Genomic DNA, 16,225 nt, shown 5'->3' with positions numbered 1-16,225 from the left:
ACCGGATCGAAACGGCCGAACGAGTCCGCCGTCGCTCACAACAATCACGAGGCACCTATGACCCACGACATGGCCGCACCCCGTTATGGAAAACTGTCGATCACATTGCACTGGCTGATGCTGGCGTTGTTCGTCGGCGTATACGCTTGCGTTGAAATCAAAGGATTCATGCCCAAAGGCAGCGAAGCGCGAGGCCTGTTAATGGGGTTGCACGGGGTGTTTGGCGCGAGCATCTTCGTCCTGGTGTGGGTCCGCCTTCTCGGACGCCTGTCGCCGCGTCCACCGATTACCCCGAAACCTCCTGCCTGGCAGACCGCAATCGCTCACCTGATGCACTTGGCCCTGTATGTGCTGATGATCGTCACACCGGTGCTGGCCTGGCTGATGCTCGCCGCTGGCGACAAACCCTTTCCGTACTTCGGCCTTCATTTACCGGCGCCGGTGGTGGTCGATCCGGACATGGCCAAACAGATCAAGTATTGGCATGAGCTGCTGGGCAGTGCGGGCTATTGGCTGATCGGCCTGCACGCGGCGGCGGGGCTGTTTCATCACTATTGGGTGCGGGACAACACGCTGCTGCGCATGCTGCCGTCGCGTCAGCGGTGAGTTCGGTGTTGAGTTAAGTGTTCAAGAAGTGAGGACATTTTCATAACGTTTCGGTCAGCGGTTTGACCGTATGGATTGAGCTAACTACGCTGCCCTTCATGGAAGTGTCATCTCGCACGACAAGGAGTGTCGGTTATGCGCGCAGCCGTTCGTTCGCCTTTTATTCTGGGCCTGTTTCTGCCCTTGGCATTCAGCGCCGTGGCGGCCCAGCCACCCCTCGATCCGCTGGAAACCCTGAACCGTATCAACCGCAATTACAACACCCTCAAGGATGCCTGCCAGGAGCCCGACACCGGTGCCGCTCGCGGGCTCTATTACTGCAGCGGGGTGACGTTGCGCATGGTCAACGACGGGCCGTTCAACCCGTGGGACTACAGCCCTTACGCGATCAAGATCGGTGCGACGTCCTACTCGTGGATCCGCAAGGATCTGAGCACCCGGATTCTCATTCACCCGGCCGGTTTCATCCTGCGCAATCCCACTGATGCGGCGGCGCTGCAATTGCCGGTCAAGGAGCAAGGCTTCACCTGTATCTACGCCTTCGATGGCGGCACCGGGCCCGAGCGCAAGTGGTATGGCTGCGGCTTTTTCGACAGTCGCGAACCGCCGCGCGCCGCTCAGGGAACGATGAACAACAAGAACGCCGCGCTGGCCTATGGCACCTGCGCGGAAGCCGGCGTGACCACCGCCGAGCAGTGGACCAACAAGTACACCGGGTTGATGAAAGGGCCGATCCAGTACGGCCAGTGTTCCTGGAACGCGGAAAAGCCCAGCGACTGGAATGCGATGATCCGCGTCCACGAATCGCGGGTGAACACCACCAACAAAGACCCCTTCGCCTTCAGTGCGCAGGTCAACGAATTCATGTTGAAGAACGCTTCGTCGACTAACGACGGCAGCGAGAACATGAAGTACATCGACGCCTTCATCTACAACGTCAACAGCACGCAGAACTTCGCCACCCGCGGCGATCAGGCGCCGCCGAAACCGGAAAACGGCCTGAACAGCGCGCGCAACTTCCAGAAGAAACTCCAGGCTCAGGGGTACAGCGTGCCGGTCCTGCGACTGGACTTCACCAAACCGCCGGAACAGCGTTTCAGCTACGTTGCGGCGGATCAGGCGATTGATCTGACAGCCGCTGGCAACGGGCAAACCACGCCGGCTCCGGTGCCTCGCTACATTGTTTCGGCCAACTGGGTCGAACGCCACGACCCCGGCACGGGCAAGAACGAGTGGACCCTGAACGTCACGCCCACCGCTCAGGGCAAGGCGATTCAGGCCAGCGATCAGGAGGCTTTGTACAAGGAATTGTTCGCGCTGCGCGGTGCCGACAGCCAGTGGCGCGACAACGAAAAATCCGCCGGCAGCATGCGTCAGCAATTGAGCTGCCTGGTGCAGAACTACCCCGGCAAGACCGAATGGAATCTGGAACCGTTCCGTCCCGTGGTCACCCCTCAGGAAGCGGCGAAGACCGGTTGTAATCCGCTGCCGGTGAAGGCACCGCAATACATCGCATCTGCCGACTGGGTCAAACGCTACGACCCGGGCACCCGTCAGGACGAATGGACCTTGAGCGTCGTGCCGACCGCCGCCGGACGTGCCTTGCCCAACGAACAGATCGACGCCTTGTACCAGCAGTTGTTCGCCCTCAGAGGCGCCGATGGCAACTGGCGCGACAACGAAAAATCCGTCGGCAGCATGCGCCAGCAATTGAACTGCGTACTGGTGAATTACCGCGCCAAGACGCCATGGAATCTTGAACCCTTCCGGCCTGCGCTCTCGGACAACGAGACACGCTCGGCAGGTTGCAACCCGGTTTCGCGTTAAGCCCGCCCGATGCAGCAGGACGTCGCATCGGGTTGAGCAGGGAAGGTCAGAAGCACCATCAGGGAGAAACACGTCATGAAAGAGCGCTGGAACAGGATCGTCCCGTTACTCGCGGTTCCATTGTTTCTGCACGCGACCTCGGCCAGTGCCGAGTCCTGTGAAGAAACCCTCAAACGCGTTGAAAGCTTGTACAACAACACCACCGCCAGTTGCGGCAAAGACCCGGCTTCGGACTGTTCAGGATTGCTGATCCGCGGCACGCACCGGGCCGACCCGGCGAAAGGGCAGAAGTGGGACGTGTGGAACCCAAGCCCCAAAGCGGTCGAACTGGGCACGTTTGCCGCCTCCTACATGCGGGCTGATGGTATCAGCTACGAAGACCCCGGCATGAGCACCCAGAACGGGTACATCATCACCCCGGTCGATATGGTGCGCGATCCGGAAAATCCGGTGCATGTTTACTGCGCATTTCCCAACGATGCCTGGACCGATTTTCGCGACGATCGCGGCTGCGGCAACAACAAGAACACCAGCCCGACCGAAGCGGTCTGCCAGGCCATGGCGCCGCCGATCACCAACGTCAACGCGTGGGTCGCGCACTTTACCAAGTTCAACAACAACCGCCAGCAGGATCAGCTGCAATGCGGCTTCAACATGCGCAACCCGATGAGCAGCCAGGATCGGGTCAACGCGTTCCAGAACTTCATGGGCGCCCGGCGCGTCATCAACACCCGTGAGTTCCAGACCCAGACCGAGCTGCGCCTGGGCAACCCGAAAACCGATGAATTGCCGATCCTGGCGTTTTTCTACAGCGACTCACGGGGCTTGAACGATGCCCTGGCCAACCAGCGCGACTACAAAGCCAAGACCGGCAAGGATCGCAACATCGTCAAGATCGACTTCCCGAGAACCCCGACCGCCAAGGCCACGTTCTCGTGCATGCAGACGGCAGCGCCACCGGCGCAACAGTTCTGCGAGAAGTACATCGAGTCCAGCACCTGGGTTCAGCGTGACGACCCTAAACTCGGGCCGAAAACCTGGTCTCTGGAAGTCGTGCCGACCGCCTGCGGTCGCGCGATCAAAGACGACCAGACCGACCGCATGTTTGCCGAGCTGTACAACAAACACAAAAACGACGAGCAATGGCGCCAGTACAGCGTCAACGGCGGGTCATTGCGCCGGCAGCTGGTCTGTCATCTGGCAGCAACGTTTGATGGCAAGCCTGTGAGGAACAAGCCGGAGTGGAACCTTGAACCGGCGCGGCCGTATGTGGATCAGGCGACGGCGGTGGCGCAGCGGTGTAATCCGTACTGAGGTTTTTTTGCGATGAAGTCCGGTCTGCTGATGCCGTGGGTGTCGGCAGACCGTTCTGTTTTCCGCTGGTCAATCAGCGTATTGACATATCGAATAATCTCGATATTCTCGCGGCATGGACCTGATCGAAGTATTCAAAGCACTCTCAAACCCGGTACGGCTTGAAATCCTGAAAGGCTTGAAAGACCCCGTAAAGAACTTCCCCCCGCAGGACGAGGGCGACGTTCACACGGTGGGCGTGTGTGTGAGCAGTATTCAAGAGGGCATCGGACTCTCGCAGTCAACGGTGTCCGGTTATCTTGCAACGCTGCAGCGCGTGGGCCTGGTTGAAGTCAGGCGCATCGGTCAGTGGACCTACTACAAGCGCAATGAAGCCAACATCAGCGCTTTGGCCGAGGTCATAGGGAAAGAGCTGTAAAAAAATTTACCGCATGATATCGAGATATCTCGATATCCCTTATTGTCGATACGAGGATTCACCATGAAAGCGATGCTGCTTGAATCATTTGGCAACCCGGAATCGTTCACGCTCTGCGACGTGCCCAAACCCGTGCCGGAAGCGGGGCAAGTGTTGGTCCGGGTACACGCCACCTCGATCAATCCATTGGATTATCAAGTCCGACGCGGCGACTATCCCGACCTGGTGCAACTGCCTGCCATCACCGGACATGACGTCTCCGGCGTAGTCGAAGCGGTCGGCCCCGGCGTGACGGCTTTCGCCCCCGGAGACGAAGTCTGGTACACGCCGCAAATCTTCGACGGCCCCGGCAGCTATGCCGAGTACCACGTGGCGTCCGCCAGCATCATCGGCAAAAAGCCTTCCTCGCTGAGCCATCTCGAAGCGGCCAGCCTGAGCCTGGTCGGCGGGACGGCGTGGGAAGCGCTGATCGTGCGGGCGGCGCTCAGAGTGGGGGAGAGCATTCTGATCCACGGCGGCGCGGGAGGCGTCGGACATGTCGCCATCCAGCTCGCCAAGGCGATGGGCGCCAAAGTGTTCACCACTGCGCGCGAAGCAAACGCCGGGTTCGTCCGCCGCATGGGCGCCGATGTGATCATCGACTACGAAAAGGACGACTACGTCGACGCCATCCTGCGAGAAACCAATGGCCTCGGAGTGGACGTGGTATTCGACACCATCGGCGGCGACACCCTGACGCGCAGTCCCGACGCCCTCGCACAACTTGGCCGCGTGGTCTCGATCGTCGACATCGCCAAACCACAAAATCTCGTTCAGGCCTGGGGCAAGAACGCGAGCTATCACTTCGTGTTCACCCGCCAGAACCGCGGCAAGCTCGATGAATTGAGTGCCCTGGTGGAGCGCGGTCAACTGCGGCCACATGTTGGCGCGGTGTATTCGCTTGCGGAGATTCCGCTGGCCCATGCTCGGTTGGAAAGTCCCAATAACGGGCTTCAAGGGAAGATTGCGATTGCGGTCGAGCCGGCGCTTCGGGCGGATTCTGTGGGGGATGCGTCATGATTTATGAGATCGCTTTGTTGCCTGTTCACGCAGAACGCATTGATGAGTTCCGGCGCGCATTTGCCGAGGTTGCGCCTTTGCTCCGCCGCGCGAATGGGTATGGCGGGCATATGCTTGCGCAGGGGATTGAAACGCCGGAGCGGTTCAATTTGATCGTGCGGTGGGAATCGCTTGAGGCGCATACGGAGTTTGAGGCGGGCGAAGACCACAGGATCTTTATGCTTGGATTGGAGGGGTATTTTTCGGAGGAGCCGCAGGTGTATCACATTGAAGGGGCGGCTTTCACTGCGGGTGGAGATGATGGAGCTCTTTGGCCCGGAAACTGAAACAGGAGCCCTTCAGAAAAAGGGAGCAGATTCACTACCTGAATCTGCTCCCTTTTTTGTTCGTTAAGCTCAACCGTTGGCGTTTGCTCTCTTTTCCGCCGTCACGATGCAAGCCTTGTAGAAGTTGGAATGGAAATCGCTGATCGCTTTCTGTTGCAAACTCTCGCTTGAGTATTGAGGAATCTCGTACGCCTCGCGAATCAGCGTCTTGAACACTACACCCACATACTCGTTCTGCTTGCCTGCCGCTTCGGCCAATTCCAACACCGAATCCATGGGCACGCCTTGCTGCCTGGTTTTCATGACCTGTTTGGCCGAGTTTTCTATTCGTTGGCACTCTTCGAGCTCTTCCTGTGGCACAGGAGAGGCAAGAGCGGAAAAACTGATGGCGAAGGTTACTGCTGCTGCCAGACATTGTTTGTGCACGAAGTGTCGTCCCTGGTTTTGAGGCTGAACCATATCATTCGTGGCTCGGCGCCACCATTGCAGGCAGGGAGAAAGAGCGCCAAGTGCTGGCACGCGGCCACGCCTTGCGCCCCCCGATTTCCGCTGTCACCCTTCGGCCCGTTCTTCAAGGATCAGAAGAAGGAATCAAGGATTGACTGGCTACATTCCCAACCCGCCTAAAAACTATCGCAACAAAGGAACCGACCCCGTCGATATTCATGCCCAGCGTTGGGCTGAGTATGAGAAACACGGGAAGGAACCGGCATCGGCACGTGAAAAAATCGGCATAGCCCTGCGGATCGGAGTGTTCTTCGATGGGACGGGGAATAATGCCAATAACGCTGCGGCCGGACTTCTGTGTGGTGCTCATCATCCGATAGCGGCTAAAGATATCGATGCAAGCTGCAAGCCGTATATGAGTGATCCGGATAGTAGTTATGGCAATGATGTCAGCAATATCAAAAAGCTGAGTGAGCTGTATGACACGCCTGAGGCAGCCGAAGGTGAGGGCACGCGAAAACGTGCTTTTCGCATGGTGTATGTCGAAGGGATCGGCACCCTTTCAGGTGAAAAAGACAGCACCTTGGGAGCTGGTACTGGGCGTGGCGAAACCGGAGTTGCCGGTCGTGTTCAATCTTCGTTCGTATTGATCAAGCAGCGGATCAAGGAGGCGCTGGACGAAAATCCGGGCTGTGAAATTGTCTCCCTGACATTCGACACCTTCGGCTTCAGCCGTGGTGCGGCAGCCGCTCGGCATTTTGCAAATGAAGTCGTGCGCGGCAAACAGGGTCCTTTAGGAGAGATCCTTCGAAATAACGCAGCTTCCTTGAGTTCGACTTTCAGCGATCAATATAAAAGCGATATCAATATGGGATTTATAGGCCTGTTCGATACCGTTCCTTCCATTGCTGGCTGGTCCAATTTGGGCAACATCAAAAGCCCCGTTGCAACAGGTATCAAGCTTTATCTGGATCAACGCTATTTCACTGATGTCCTCCAATTGGTCGCGCGTGATGAGTGCAGGGGAAATTTCGCCCTCAGCTGTGTAACGCCAGATCACCAGGAGATTATTTTGCCCGGTGTTCATTCCGATATTGGTGGGGGCTACCTCGAGGAAGCGGATGAGTGCGTACTCGTCAGCCCGATGCAGACGCTTGAGGTGTCGCTTAACACTGATGTCGTAACCACCTCGATTTATCAAGATGCTTTAACTGTGAAAAATCAGTGGCTCGCCAATGGCTGGCCTTCAGAAATGCTGGAAATCGTCACGCCACCGCCACTCCTTATGCCGAATAGTCCACAGGATCGATCTAGTCCACAGATCAAGCGCGTCTATGCCGCCGTTCAGCTCAAACGCCCTGTGAGCGGGATGCTTTCCAGAGTGTGTTTACGCGTGATGCATCAACAGGCGAAAGCCAAGGGAGTTCGCTTCAACGATATTCCTGAGACTCCCGAGTTTTCTATTCCTGCGGAGCTTCAAGCTTTGTGTGATCGTTTTGTCTCTGGCGACTACAGCACCACCCCACAAGAGGAGCAAATCCTCAAACTCAAGTACATTCATACGTCAGCCAACTGGAACCACCCACTTGGCCGAAGGGATGGAAGTGGCGTGAAAGCGGTTTACATCAACGCTCCCACGTCAGATGCAATTCGAGTAAAACACCCGCACGTACCTGACTGGACGCTTTGGTAATGAAGCTACTTGTAACCCTGCTGTGCACACTGCTCACGACCGGTTGTTCCGCAGACCCGCTTTCAGCGAAAAACGACCCAAAATCCCCATGGTGGGAGCTGGGTTTCACAGAGCCTCACTACATGAAGGTTTGGGTGGAAGATACTTCGGTGGAAGACATCAAAGGAAAAACGTTCCTACGCACCGGCGGGGGATCCGCCTCGGGCGGGCAACCAGAGGATGGCACAGAGTCAGCCCGAGGTTGGCATGGCGTAGGCGGCTCTGCAAAAGCAGTGGTAGGGGCCGATCTTCCCAAGCGTATCTTTGTTCGTTGGCAATCTATTGTGGAGCCTCAGACCTATCGTGTTTGGGTTGATATACCGGAAGAAGCCAGGCAGTTGATGCTGACATCTGTCAACCAGCGATGCGCGAAAACGCCGGAGGAAACGGCGACCTATATTTCTTCAGTTTATCTGGGGTTGGCGCCGGGCGGAGTTGTGCAAGTGTGGGTTAGGGACTCTTGTCATCACCCGGTCAAAGTGGCTAGGGCGCAAGCTGAGATTGAACCGCTGGGTCCAAGCCAAGGCAAAAACCAGGGACGTTACGCCTATCCGGTCAGTGAAAAATCCAAGCGTTATATCGAAAAATTCGGCATTCCTTATGGCAGTTGGTAATTCTTGGAAAACGGGGGTGAGTCGAAGAAGATAGGACGGATCTCTTGATAAATAGATGCGTCCTGTTTTTTGCATGTTTTTTTTGAAACGATCCTTCTACAGTGATCGAATACTGGATGCCACTTTGAAGATAATAAAAGCTACTCGCTTTGATGACGTCGACCACGACCTCGGGTATGAGTATCGTGGTTATAACTATGAAATACAGAGCGAAGAGGACATGTTTCTGATCAGGATTTACGATGACGAACCCGGACAGGCAACGGTAGTGCGCCCGACATCGATGTCTAAAAATAAAAAGCTCAGAACGCTAGTCGAGCTCTTACAATCCGAGCTGGGAGTGTCCAGGGTTTCGCTTTACCAGGGGGATATAGGGTGTTGAACCGAGATCGATCTTGAAAGTTTGACATTCCTTCCCGCCTGAAGCCGGCTGGAGGGATTGCCAAGCGTCTGTAGATACTTCTGGTAAAAATCAGTCAGAAAGTAATTTCGTCCCTGTTTGAAAGGTTGCGAAAAGTTGAAGGCGTCCAGCTGGATCAAACGGAATAACGAAAAAATTTGCAGGTTTATCTCTTGTTGAACATTTCATACACCAATTTAGCCAGCTCCTCTGGTGATGTTGTCTCTTTTCTCAACACTTCATAACCGCGATCTCGCGCAACGATAGCCAGTTTTCCTGAGTCGGAAATTTCAATATATGGCCCGCCAAACTCATCGGCTTCAGTAGTGAGCGGGAAGCTGTTGTACGGATTTCTCTGTTCAATCGCATATTTAAAAAAGCAATCGATTGTTTGTTCAAGCTTCATGGCCAGGTCCTCTTTTTACTTTGTTGGCGTCCGAGAGCAACGTCAGAGAGGAACTTACAGTTCGTCAGCAGTTGATATCAACCGCTGTACTCCCCAACCGCTCCCCATTAACCACCACATGCACCGCATGTATCCCCGCATAGTGCTTCCGCGTAGTGAAATCCTTAATCACCTGCCGCCGCGCAACAACCTCACTCCCAAACCCCGCCAACTCCAACGTCTTCAACTTGAAAACCTTGGCCGATGTCCCGCCATTCGCCTTCACATAGTCAATCGCATAATCAATCACCAACCGCTGCTCCACTGGCACCAACGACTTCACCGTAAACGACAAGGTGATCGTCTCCCCAAGCCGCACAATCGCCGGTTCCACCTTCACATCCAGCAACTCAACCTCAGCCTTCGCCCCTGCGCCTATAACTGCTAGCGCCCGCAAATCCCCCTGTTTGATCAAACTCCGCAACGCATGCTTGGCAATCCACGCCGTTTGCTTGTTCTCCAGCGACCACCCCTCAACCGTATCCAGCACCCACTCCGGATGTTCTTTCGTCACGTCATTCAAATGATTCGCCACGGACTTGCGCACATACAAACTCTCATCCGCCTTCAACCGGTCGAGAATCCCGGCAGCCAACAGCGGATCAGCCTGCACCGATTCCAGTCGAAACGACCACGGCAGGCGAGGGCGGCTGCCTTCGCTGGCGAGTCTTCGCACGTGGTGGTTTTCGTCTCGGGTCCAGTCGTGCATCAGTTCCAGCGAGCGTTCCAGGTCGCTGCGCAGGAAGTGGCGGATGGCGAATTCGGAGGAGCCGAAGGTGGTGAAGTACTTCAGGGCGTCCATCGATGTATCGAACGCGTGCGTGCCGTAGCTCGCGACGTAGTGCGGAAGGCACATGCTGACGAAGCCGCTGTTCAGGCGTGGGGCAAGTTCGCGTAGTACGTCGAGGGAATCTGCGTAATCCAGCGGGAGCACGTGATGCAGGCTTTCGCTGACGCGGGCCATGCGTTGCATGACGGAGAGATCGGCGAGGCCGTTATGGGCGTGTTTGAGAAATGCTTTGGCCTTGAACGCCGGGTACACGGCGCTCATTTCTGTGGCGATGTGTTGCAGGCGTTCGGCGTTGAAAATTTCTTTGAGGGCCGGGGCGGCGGTTTCGGTTGTGCTCATGGTCAGGTCATCGGGGTGCTGATGAACGCTTGGGTACTTTCGGCGTACGCGGTGTATTGGGCGATGCGCGGGAAGCGATCCGCGTCGATCTGGTCGGGGACGACGAGGCCGGTGAAGCTCCAGGCGACGGCGAGGGTGATGCCGTCCTGTTGGAGGGGGCCGTCGGTGGGCAGCGGGTGTTTTTCGAGTTCGTGTTCGAGGGCGGTGAAGGCGGCGGCGAGTTGGCCTTCGACGCGTTCGACCCACGGCTGGTACTGGATGTCGGTCGGGCGCAGGTTGCGTTCGTAGTAGAGCTGCACGGCTTTTTCGCAGGCGGCGAGGCCGAGGCCGATCAGGCGCAGGGCTTTGACCCGTTGCGACAGGTCAGCGGGCAGCAGGGTTTTGCCGGACAGGGATTCGAGGTAGTCGAGGATCAGGGTCGAGTCGATCAGTACTTCGCCGTCATCGAGCACCAAAGTCGGGGCCTTGACCACCGGGTTGATCTGCTGGAAGCGCTCGAAATGGCGAAACACCGATACCGGGTCGTGTTCCAGTTCAATACCCAGGCACTTGGCGGAGATCGCCACGCGGCGGACATACGGTGAGTCGAGCATTCCGATCAGTTTCATGTGCACTTCCCTGGAGGCGACGATCTGGTGATGTGGGTGACGAATGTAGCGGCAAAGTCTGTGGGCTGACTACCTCGTGACAACGGGCCGACGGTCGTTGCTGAGCGTATCACCGATGAAACACCCGAAAATAAAGGCCGGGACGGCCCTTGCGGAGGTCTTTGCCGGATCTATAGTCAAAGTGCCAGCACCGACCAGGGATGGAAAAGTTAAGCGAGTTCAGGCCCTCTGACTCAGTACTCGTTTGTATTACTCCCTTGTAGTCCATGACCCCTCGATCGTTAAGGCGGTGACCTGTGCGCTGGATAAAGGCGTGACGGGAGGAGAGAAACCAGGCAGGGGAAAATGGGATGAACAACTATCAGCGAGTGACGGTGGGCGTTTTGTGCATTGGTCTAGTGGCTTGCAGCAACCGGCCGGAGAAAGGGATTGTGGTTCAGGAGTGGGTGACCAATACGGAGCAGTTGAATTTGCGACCGATTTTTCCACCCCGTGGAAACTTTGAAGTCGGTGACATTTATGTTGTTCGGGCTGCCAACGCCGGCACCAAGATGAAAACCGCGAACTACTACATGAGTTCGGTTTGGTTTGATCGAATGAACCTCGACAACGAACTGATTAAGTTTGCTCCTCATATTTCGCCTGCCAAGACACCGGAGGACAAGTCCGGGCTGGTGGTCCCGACGGGCGTTCCGGCACTACTCGTGCCGAAAACGCGAACCCGAATAAATTCACTCGTTGCGTTCCCGGCCTTTACGTTTGCTTCTCTGGGGGAATATGAATTGGGGCTGGGGGTTTCGAACAGTGCGATTGGTGCACTGTTCAGTGGTGCAAAAAAATCGTCCTATTCGGTAGCGTACTCTGTGCCATTGGCGGAAACCTATGGCGTGGGATATCGAGATGCGCTGCTGGCAGCCAATACGCACATGAACAAATACAAGGCCGACAATTACAAACAATTGGAGAGCGCGGTCATTTCCTTGAAAAACGAGGTCAAGGGTGACGACAAAGACACAACCGCTGTGCTTGTTCTGGTGACTCAGGTTTATCTGGCCCGATCAATGGATGTGGTTATTTCCTCGACCGACAGCAGTGGTGCACAACTGTCAGCCGTCACGCGAGCGCTGACTGATCTGGATGAGCGAAAAACTGCGGTGGAAGCTCAGTTACGCGGCCTGAAGTCTCCACCGTCAAAAGACAGTGGTGCGGCAGCTGACGCAGATGGCGGCGGCGATGGCACGGCAGCGGCGAAGCCTGCAGCAGCCGCCAAGGCAGCGGTTGTTCCAAAGGCCGGTGATGTGGGGGCCAAGAAAGCAGACGCGCCTGCGGCCAATCAAGCAGCGATTAACCAGAAACAGGCAGAGCTGGCGCAGATCAATGCCGATATCCGTAAACGTGTGGAGGCTATTACCCCCGCAATGCCTGGTGTCACTGGGTCGGTCGTGAAATCCACCGCGTCCAGTCTGACATTGCGTCAAGTATTCGAGTATCCAGTGGCCATAGGCTATTCGGGCATCAACATCGACATTGAAGTGCTTAAGGAGTCGGGAAACGTCGTCGAAAAACCGAGCATCACAACCTATCCATTGAAAAAAACGATCAACGTCGAGTTTGAATGAGTGATGGGTCATTGCCGATCTGCTGTGCCAGGTCGGCGAGACTTTCTCAATCCTGGGTTCGGATTTGCTCCGGCTTATCTCATCGTTAGCCTGACTCGAGATCAGTGCCAATGTCGCTGAATGCGGAGCGGTAAGGTTGCAAGACGGGAAAAATGCGACAAAGCGCCGCTCGTCCGACGTTTGTCTTCTATATACAGCCGCTCGACTGAATTTCTTGCTATAAACGCACTCCGATGAGCGCTGTGAAGCCTGTGTCAGAGCAGTTTCCGGGCCTTGTCGGACAAATTCCCGGTATTTACAGTTGCTGAGGCCTCAAACGGGCCTTAGACTGCCGCCCCTTCGTAAATTGAGTGCCGGGTGGCGTTTGCAATAAACGATGCCTTTCCGATGACCGCAGGCGGTTCGCCGGAACGCTCCCTAATTCGCCTTAATGCACGTTTTTTATAGAGATATCAATGACAAAGGACAAGTTGCTGGCCATGCCGGCAGATGACTACATGAATGCCGAGCAACACGCTTTCTTTCAAGAGCTGTTGCAGAACATGAAAGTCGAAACCCATGAGCGCATTGAGCAGAACCGTATTGCCATCGAAAGCCTGGACACCCCGGCTGACCCGGCGGACGCCGCATCGGTGGAAGAAGAGCGCACCTGGCTGGTAAACGCGATCGATCGCGACCAGCGCATGCTGCCGCAACTCGAGCAGGCCCTTGAGCGTATCAAGGAAGACAGCTTTGGCTGGTGCGACGACAGCGGCGAGCCGATCGGCCTGAAACGTCTGCTGATCAGCCCGACCACCAAGTACTGCATCGAAGCTCAAGAGCGTCACGAGCAGATCGACAAGCACCAGCGTCAGGCCTGATTCCTGAGGCGACCCCTTCAATGCGGGTCGTCGCGAAAAGATCGCAGCCTTTTGCAGCTCCCCCGGGAACTGCAAAAGGCTGCGATCTTTGCTTTTTCTCGTCTGCCGGAAAGTCCCCGCACGATTCCATTGACCTGCCACAGACCCACGACTAACGGACCATGGATAATGGCGTTGTAGTGGCGTTTAATGCAGTCACAACAATGAGAACAAGCGTGGGGTAACGAAATGACGAGAGATGGATCTCTGGTTGCGGCTCTGCCTGCACCAGTTGTTTTGCCGAAGAATCGCTGGCTGACGCCGACCCTGCAAAGCATCGCCCTGATGCTGTTGCTGGCCGGGATGAGCCTGGGCGAATGGCCCTTGTACGTCGGCATGCCGCTGGCGGTACTGATTGTCTGGCTGCCGCGCCTGCGTTCCCGGGCGGTCCCCGATGCGCAACCTGTCGACAGCAGCAGCGCGATGTCCGAGCTGACTCGCGATCTTTCCTACGCCACCAGCCATAACGCGCTGTCAGCCGCCGGCGTGGCATTTTCCGTCAAGGAATTGGCCGGCAAGTTGCAATCGCAACTCGACGCCGCCGCGCAGATCGTCAACAACGCTGAAGTCATGATCGCCACTGAGCAGGCCACTTCGCAGCTCAGCCGCGAGGCATTGGGCGCTGCCAGCGAAGCCCATCACAGCAGCGCAGCGGGGCGCACCGAACTGGTGGATTCGATCTCGCGCATGCATCAACTCAGCCAGCGCGCCAATGCCAGCCGCGAACTGATCGAAGCCTTGAGCCAGCGCAGTGATGACATTCAGCGCGTGACGCTGGTGATTCAATCCATCGCCAGCCAGACCAACCTCCTGGCATTGAACGCCGCCATCGAAGCGGCCCGGGCCGGTGAGCACGGTCGCGGTTTTGCGGTGGTGGCGGATGAAGTGCGCGGTCTGGCGGCCCGTACCGCGACGGCCACCGGCGAAGTGGGCGAGATGGTCGCCGACATCCAGCAACGCACGGCGCAGGTGGTGGAGCAGATTCGTCAGCTCTCCGACGATTTGCACACGGGTGTCGAGCAGGTCGAACACACCGGTCAGCACCTGGAAAACATCGCGCGACTGGCGGCCGGGGTGGAAACCCAGGTCGGCGAAATCGCCCGAGGCGCAGAAACCAATCGTGAACAGCTCGACAGCCTGTTCACCGCCATCGAGCAGATGCGCAGCGATCTGGCGATCAGCGACCAACAGACCCGGCGCCTGGCCGAGGCGGCCGTGCAGATGGAAGGGCAGGCAGAAACCATCAGCGAACGTCTGGCTGAAGTCGGGCTGGATGACTATCACCAGCGCATCTACGACCTCGCCCGCGAAGGGGCCAGTCAGATTGCCGCGCGGTTCGAGGCCGATGTCGAACAAGGGCGTATCAGCCTTGAAGACCTGTTCGACCGCCAGTATCAGCCGATTCCCGATACACAACCCGCGAAGTTCCAGACCCGTTTCGACCGCTACACCGATCAGGTGCTGCCGGCCATTCAGGAACCATTGTTGCCGCGCCACGAAGGTCTGGTGTTTGCCATCGCCTGCACGCAGCAGGGTTACGTGCCGACCCACAATCAGGCGTTCAGCCAGCCGCTGACCGGGAATGCACAGGTCGACACCGTCAACAATCGCACCAAACGCAAATTCGCCGACCGCACCGGCATCCGCTGCGGCAGCCATCAGCAACCGGTGCTGTTGCAGACTTACACCCGCGATACCGGCGAGCTGATGCATGATTTGTCGGTGCCGATCATGGTCAAGGGCCGGCATTGGGGCGGGTTGCGTCTGGGCTACAAACCCGAAAATCCGCGCTGAGGCATTGTTGCCGGAACTGCAATTAAGCTGTGCAGCGGCGTCGCTGTTTCCTCTTGATCCAAATCATTAACATGCCTACATAGTTAGGTTGCTAATGAAGTTGGGAGGTCAGCATGCAATGCAGAGTCGATGTCGCGGTGATGATCGGCAGCGGTGTTCCCGCCAGGCTGCGCGCGATGGGGCAAAGTGTCTGCTGGGTGGTGCTGCTCAATGGCGAGCAGCGCGGCACCGCTTTTGCCAGTCGCGACGAAGCCGAGGAGTGCAGGGCGGCGTGGCTCGCCCAATTGGGCGCCAGAGCCGGAGACAGTCTGCACTGATTGAAATCATTTGCCCCGGTGCAGGCGCACGTTAAGTTCATCGACCATCACCGCTTCTTCACCATCAGCACGCAGCCATTCCTTGAGCAATTGCGCCTGCTGCGGGCTCCAGAATTCGGCGTCGATCAGTTTGGTATCAGCTTCCAGCGGATGGGCTTCGATGAAGTCGTCGATCGCCGTTTCCTCCGAAGGCAGCCCTAATTGATCGAACAGGGTGGTCAGGTTGTAGGCAGGCAGTTCCATGGTGTACTCCTTGAAGGATGGCGGGGTCGGTCACTCTCTTTATCTGAGGTGCTCGCTGGCCAGGAGTTCGATCCGGGATTCCAGTGAACGGGCGAGGGCGCAGGCGGCGTTGTGATTCTCGCGGAAACCTCTGACAAGCCCCGTCGACTTTTCCCTGATATGGAAAAAGCCGTTGCCCGCCGGGATCACCTGAAACAACGGTGCCTGACCGCAAGACTCGATTGTAGGAACAGTCTCAAAGCCTGGAGTGTTCAGGACAAAGGCAGGTTCGTGAGTCACGGCAAAATGCGTCATAGTGCACATATGAAGTCCTTTTCATGGATTGACCCGCATTTACAGGGTGTTGCGGGTAGTCGCGAACAGCATCGCTGCTCTAGAATCGCCAACACCTGTTGACGGCATGGCGCTATCTAAAGCAATTTTTTGCG

At 56.9% G+C, this 16,225-nt stretch carries 18 protein-coding genes; 12 read left to right on the top strand and 6 right to left on the bottom strand.

Features of this window, described 5'->3' with window-relative positions; genetic code table 11:
• Positions 1-57: 57 nt before the first annotated feature.
• The 6 genes from LOY31_RS17205 to LOY31_RS17180 all read left to right on the top strand — a co-directional run bounded on the left by LOY31_RS17205 (position 58) and on the right by LOY31_RS17180 (position 5,550).
• Positions 58-606, top strand: coding sequence for a cytochrome b (locus tag LOY31_RS17205; protein WP_258711908.1), 549 nt, complete (start codon positions 58-60; stop codon positions 604-606).
• Between the two features lie 135 nt (positions 607-741).
• Complete coding sequence (locus LOY31_RS17200; protein ID WP_258711907.1) at positions 742-2,433, top strand: DUF2599 domain-containing protein; 1,692 nt, start codon at positions 742-744, stop codon at positions 2,431-2,433.
• Positions 2,434-2,508: 75 nt separating this feature from the next.
• Entirely contained in the window at positions 2,509-3,747 is a 1,239-nt protein-coding gene (locus LOY31_RS17195; protein ID WP_127798480.1) for a DUF2599 domain-containing protein, read from the top strand.
• 115 nt (positions 3,748-3,862) lie between these two features.
• Positions 3,863-4,165 carry a helix-turn-helix transcriptional regulator gene (locus LOY31_RS17190; RefSeq protein ID WP_007950555.1) on the top strand — a complete coding sequence of 101 codons (303 nt, stop codon included), beginning with the start codon at positions 3,863-3,865 and terminating at the stop codon, positions 4,163-4,165.
• A 63-nt stretch (positions 4,166-4,228) separates the two neighbouring features.
• A complete protein-coding gene (locus LOY31_RS17185; RefSeq protein ID WP_258711906.1) occupies positions 4,229-5,224 on the top strand; it encodes a zinc-dependent alcohol dehydrogenase family protein in 996 nt (331 codons plus the stop codon).
• Positions 5,221-5,550, top strand: coding sequence for an antibiotic biosynthesis monooxygenase (locus tag LOY31_RS17180; protein WP_258711905.1), 330 nt, complete (start codon positions 5,221-5,223; stop codon positions 5,548-5,550). Before LOY31_RS17185 ends, LOY31_RS17180 begins: the two co-directional genes overlap by 4 nt.
• A gap of 69 nt (positions 5,551-5,619) precedes the next feature.
• On the opposite strand, the gene LOY31_RS17175 is transcribed toward LOY31_RS17180, so the two are convergent.
• Entirely contained in the window at positions 5,620-6,069 is a 450-nt protein-coding gene (locus LOY31_RS17175; RefSeq protein ID WP_258711904.1) for a hypothetical protein, read from the bottom strand.
• A gap of 79 nt (positions 6,070-6,148) precedes the next feature.
• On the opposite strand from LOY31_RS17175, the gene LOY31_RS17170 reads away from it, so the two are divergent.
• Complete coding sequence (locus tag LOY31_RS17170; RefSeq protein ID WP_258711903.1) at positions 6,149-7,690, top strand: DUF2235 domain-containing protein; 1,542 nt, start codon at positions 6,149-6,151, stop codon at positions 7,688-7,690.
• Complete coding sequence (locus LOY31_RS17165) at positions 7,690-8,343, top strand: DUF2931 family protein (RefSeq protein ID WP_085602891.1); 654 nt, start codon at positions 7,690-7,692, stop codon at positions 8,341-8,343. The genes LOY31_RS17170 and LOY31_RS17165 overlap by 1 nt, the downstream gene beginning before the upstream one ends.
• Positions 8,344-8,909: 566 nt before the next feature.
• Here LOY31_RS17165 and LOY31_RS17160 read toward each other — a convergent pair.
• The 3 genes from LOY31_RS17160 to LOY31_RS17150 all read right to left on the bottom strand — a co-directional run bounded on the left by LOY31_RS17160 (position 8,910) and on the right by LOY31_RS17150 (position 10,925).
• Positions 8,910-9,149 (bottom strand): hypothetical protein, encoded by a 240-nt coding sequence (locus LOY31_RS17160; RefSeq protein WP_085602893.1) that lies wholly within the window; start codon positions 9,147-9,149, stop codon positions 8,910-8,912.
• A 64-nt stretch (positions 9,150-9,213) separates the two neighbouring features.
• A complete protein-coding gene (locus LOY31_RS17155) occupies positions 9,214-10,317 on the bottom strand; it encodes a DNA alkylation repair protein (RefSeq protein WP_258711902.1) in 1,104 nt (367 codons plus the stop codon).
• Positions 10,318-10,319: 2 nt separating this feature from the next.
• Positions 10,320-10,925, bottom strand: coding sequence for a glutathione S-transferase (locus tag LOY31_RS17150; RefSeq protein ID WP_258711901.1), 606 nt, complete (start codon positions 10,923-10,925; stop codon positions 10,320-10,322).
• A 350-nt stretch (positions 10,926-11,275) separates the two neighbouring features.
• Here LOY31_RS17150 and LOY31_RS17145 point away from each other — a divergent pair, with 350 nt between their 5' ends.
• The 4 genes from LOY31_RS17145 to LOY31_RS17130 all read left to right on the top strand — a co-directional run bounded on the left by LOY31_RS17145 (position 11,276) and on the right by LOY31_RS17130 (position 15,554).
• Positions 11,276-12,544, top strand: a complete 1,269-nt coding sequence (locus LOY31_RS17145; RefSeq protein ID WP_221534328.1) for a hypothetical protein — start codon at positions 11,276-11,278, stop codon at positions 12,542-12,544.
• A 455-nt stretch (positions 12,545-12,999) separates the two neighbouring features.
• Positions 13,000-13,404 carry a TraR/DksA C4-type zinc finger protein gene (locus LOY31_RS17140; RefSeq protein WP_039767046.1) on the top strand — a complete coding sequence of 135 codons (405 nt, stop codon included), beginning with the start codon at positions 13,000-13,002 and terminating at the stop codon, positions 13,402-13,404.
• 228 nt (positions 13,405-13,632) lie between these two features.
• The gene (locus LOY31_RS17135) at positions 13,633-15,237 is read left to right on the top strand and encodes a methyl-accepting chemotaxis protein (protein WP_258711900.1); all 1,605 of its coding nucleotides are present in this window, start codon (positions 13,633-13,635) and stop codon (positions 15,235-15,237) included.
• A gap of 113 nt (positions 15,238-15,350) precedes the next feature.
• A complete protein-coding gene (locus tag LOY31_RS17130; protein ID WP_258711899.1) occupies positions 15,351-15,554 on the top strand; it encodes a hypothetical protein in 204 nt (67 codons plus the stop codon).
• A 6-nt stretch (positions 15,555-15,560) separates the two neighbouring features.
• On the opposite strand, the gene LOY31_RS17125 is transcribed toward LOY31_RS17130, so the two are convergent.
• Both LOY31_RS17125 and LOY31_RS17120 read right to left on the bottom strand, forming a co-directional pair.
• The gene (locus LOY31_RS17125) at positions 15,561-15,797 is read right to left on the bottom strand and encodes a DUF2789 family protein (RefSeq protein WP_221534332.1); all 237 of its coding nucleotides are present in this window, start codon (positions 15,795-15,797) and stop codon (positions 15,561-15,563) included.
• Between the two features lie 39 nt (positions 15,798-15,836).
• Complete coding sequence (locus LOY31_RS17120) at positions 15,837-16,100, bottom strand: hypothetical protein (protein ID WP_258711898.1); 264 nt, start codon at positions 16,098-16,100, stop codon at positions 15,837-15,839.
• Between the last annotated feature and the right edge of the window lie 125 nt (positions 16,101-16,225).

The sequence above is a fragment of the Pseudomonas sp. B21-021 genome, from assembly GCF_024749205.1.
Lineage (GTDB): Bacteria > Pseudomonadota > Gammaproteobacteria > Pseudomonadales > Pseudomonadaceae > Aquipseudomonas > Aquipseudomonas paraglycinae.
The sequence above is the reverse complement of the archived record's forward strand: the minus strand, read 5'-3'. Positions and strand labels throughout refer to the sequence as shown.

Coding starts and splice junctions, on each gene's coding strand:
- LOY31_RS17165 (WP_085602891.1), top strand. CDS start 7,690: ATGAAGCTACTTGTAACCCTGCTGTGCACACTGCTCACGACCGGTTGT.
- LOY31_RS17155 (WP_258711902.1), bottom strand. CDS start 10,317: ATGAGCACAACCGAAACCGCCGCCCCGGCCCTCAAAGAAATTTTCAAC.
- LOY31_RS17200 (WP_258711907.1), top strand. CDS start 742: ATGCGCGCAGCCGTTCGTTCGCCTTTTATTCTGGGCCTGTTTCTGCCC.
- LOY31_RS17150 (WP_258711901.1), bottom strand. CDS start 10,925: ATGAAACTGATCGGAATGCTCGACTCACCGTATGTCCGCCGCGTGGCG.
- LOY31_RS17140 (WP_039767046.1), top strand. CDS start 13,000: ATGACAAAGGACAAGTTGCTGGCCATGCCGGCAGATGACTACATGAAT.
- LOY31_RS17130 (WP_258711899.1), top strand. CDS start 15,351: ATGCAATGCAGAGTCGATGTCGCGGTGATGATCGGCAGCGGTGTTCCC.
- LOY31_RS17205 (WP_258711908.1), top strand. CDS start 58: ATGACCCACGACATGGCCGCACCCCGTTATGGAAAACTGTCGATCACA.
- LOY31_RS17145 (WP_221534328.1), top strand. CDS start 11,276: ATGAACAACTATCAGCGAGTGACGGTGGGCGTTTTGTGCATTGGTCTA.
- LOY31_RS17180 (WP_258711905.1), top strand. CDS start 5,221: ATGATTTATGAGATCGCTTTGTTGCCTGTTCACGCAGAACGCATTGAT.
- LOY31_RS17135 (WP_258711900.1), top strand. CDS start 13,633: ATGACGAGAGATGGATCTCTGGTTGCGGCTCTGCCTGCACCAGTTGTT.
- LOY31_RS17185 (WP_258711906.1), top strand. CDS start 4,229: ATGAAAGCGATGCTGCTTGAATCATTTGGCAACCCGGAATCGTTCACG.
- LOY31_RS17160 (WP_085602893.1), bottom strand. CDS start 9,149: ATGAAGCTTGAACAAACAATCGATTGCTTTTTTAAATATGCGATTGAA.
- LOY31_RS17125 (WP_221534332.1), bottom strand. CDS start 15,797: ATGGAACTGCCTGCCTACAACCTGACCACCCTGTTCGATCAATTAGGG.
- LOY31_RS17190 (WP_007950555.1), top strand. CDS start 3,863: ATGGACCTGATCGAAGTATTCAAAGCACTCTCAAACCCGGTACGGCTT.
- LOY31_RS17120 (WP_258711898.1), bottom strand. CDS start 16,100: ATGTGCACTATGACGCATTTTGCCGTGACTCACGAACCTGCCTTTGTC.
- LOY31_RS17195 (WP_127798480.1), top strand. CDS start 2,509: ATGAAAGAGCGCTGGAACAGGATCGTCCCGTTACTCGCGGTTCCATTG.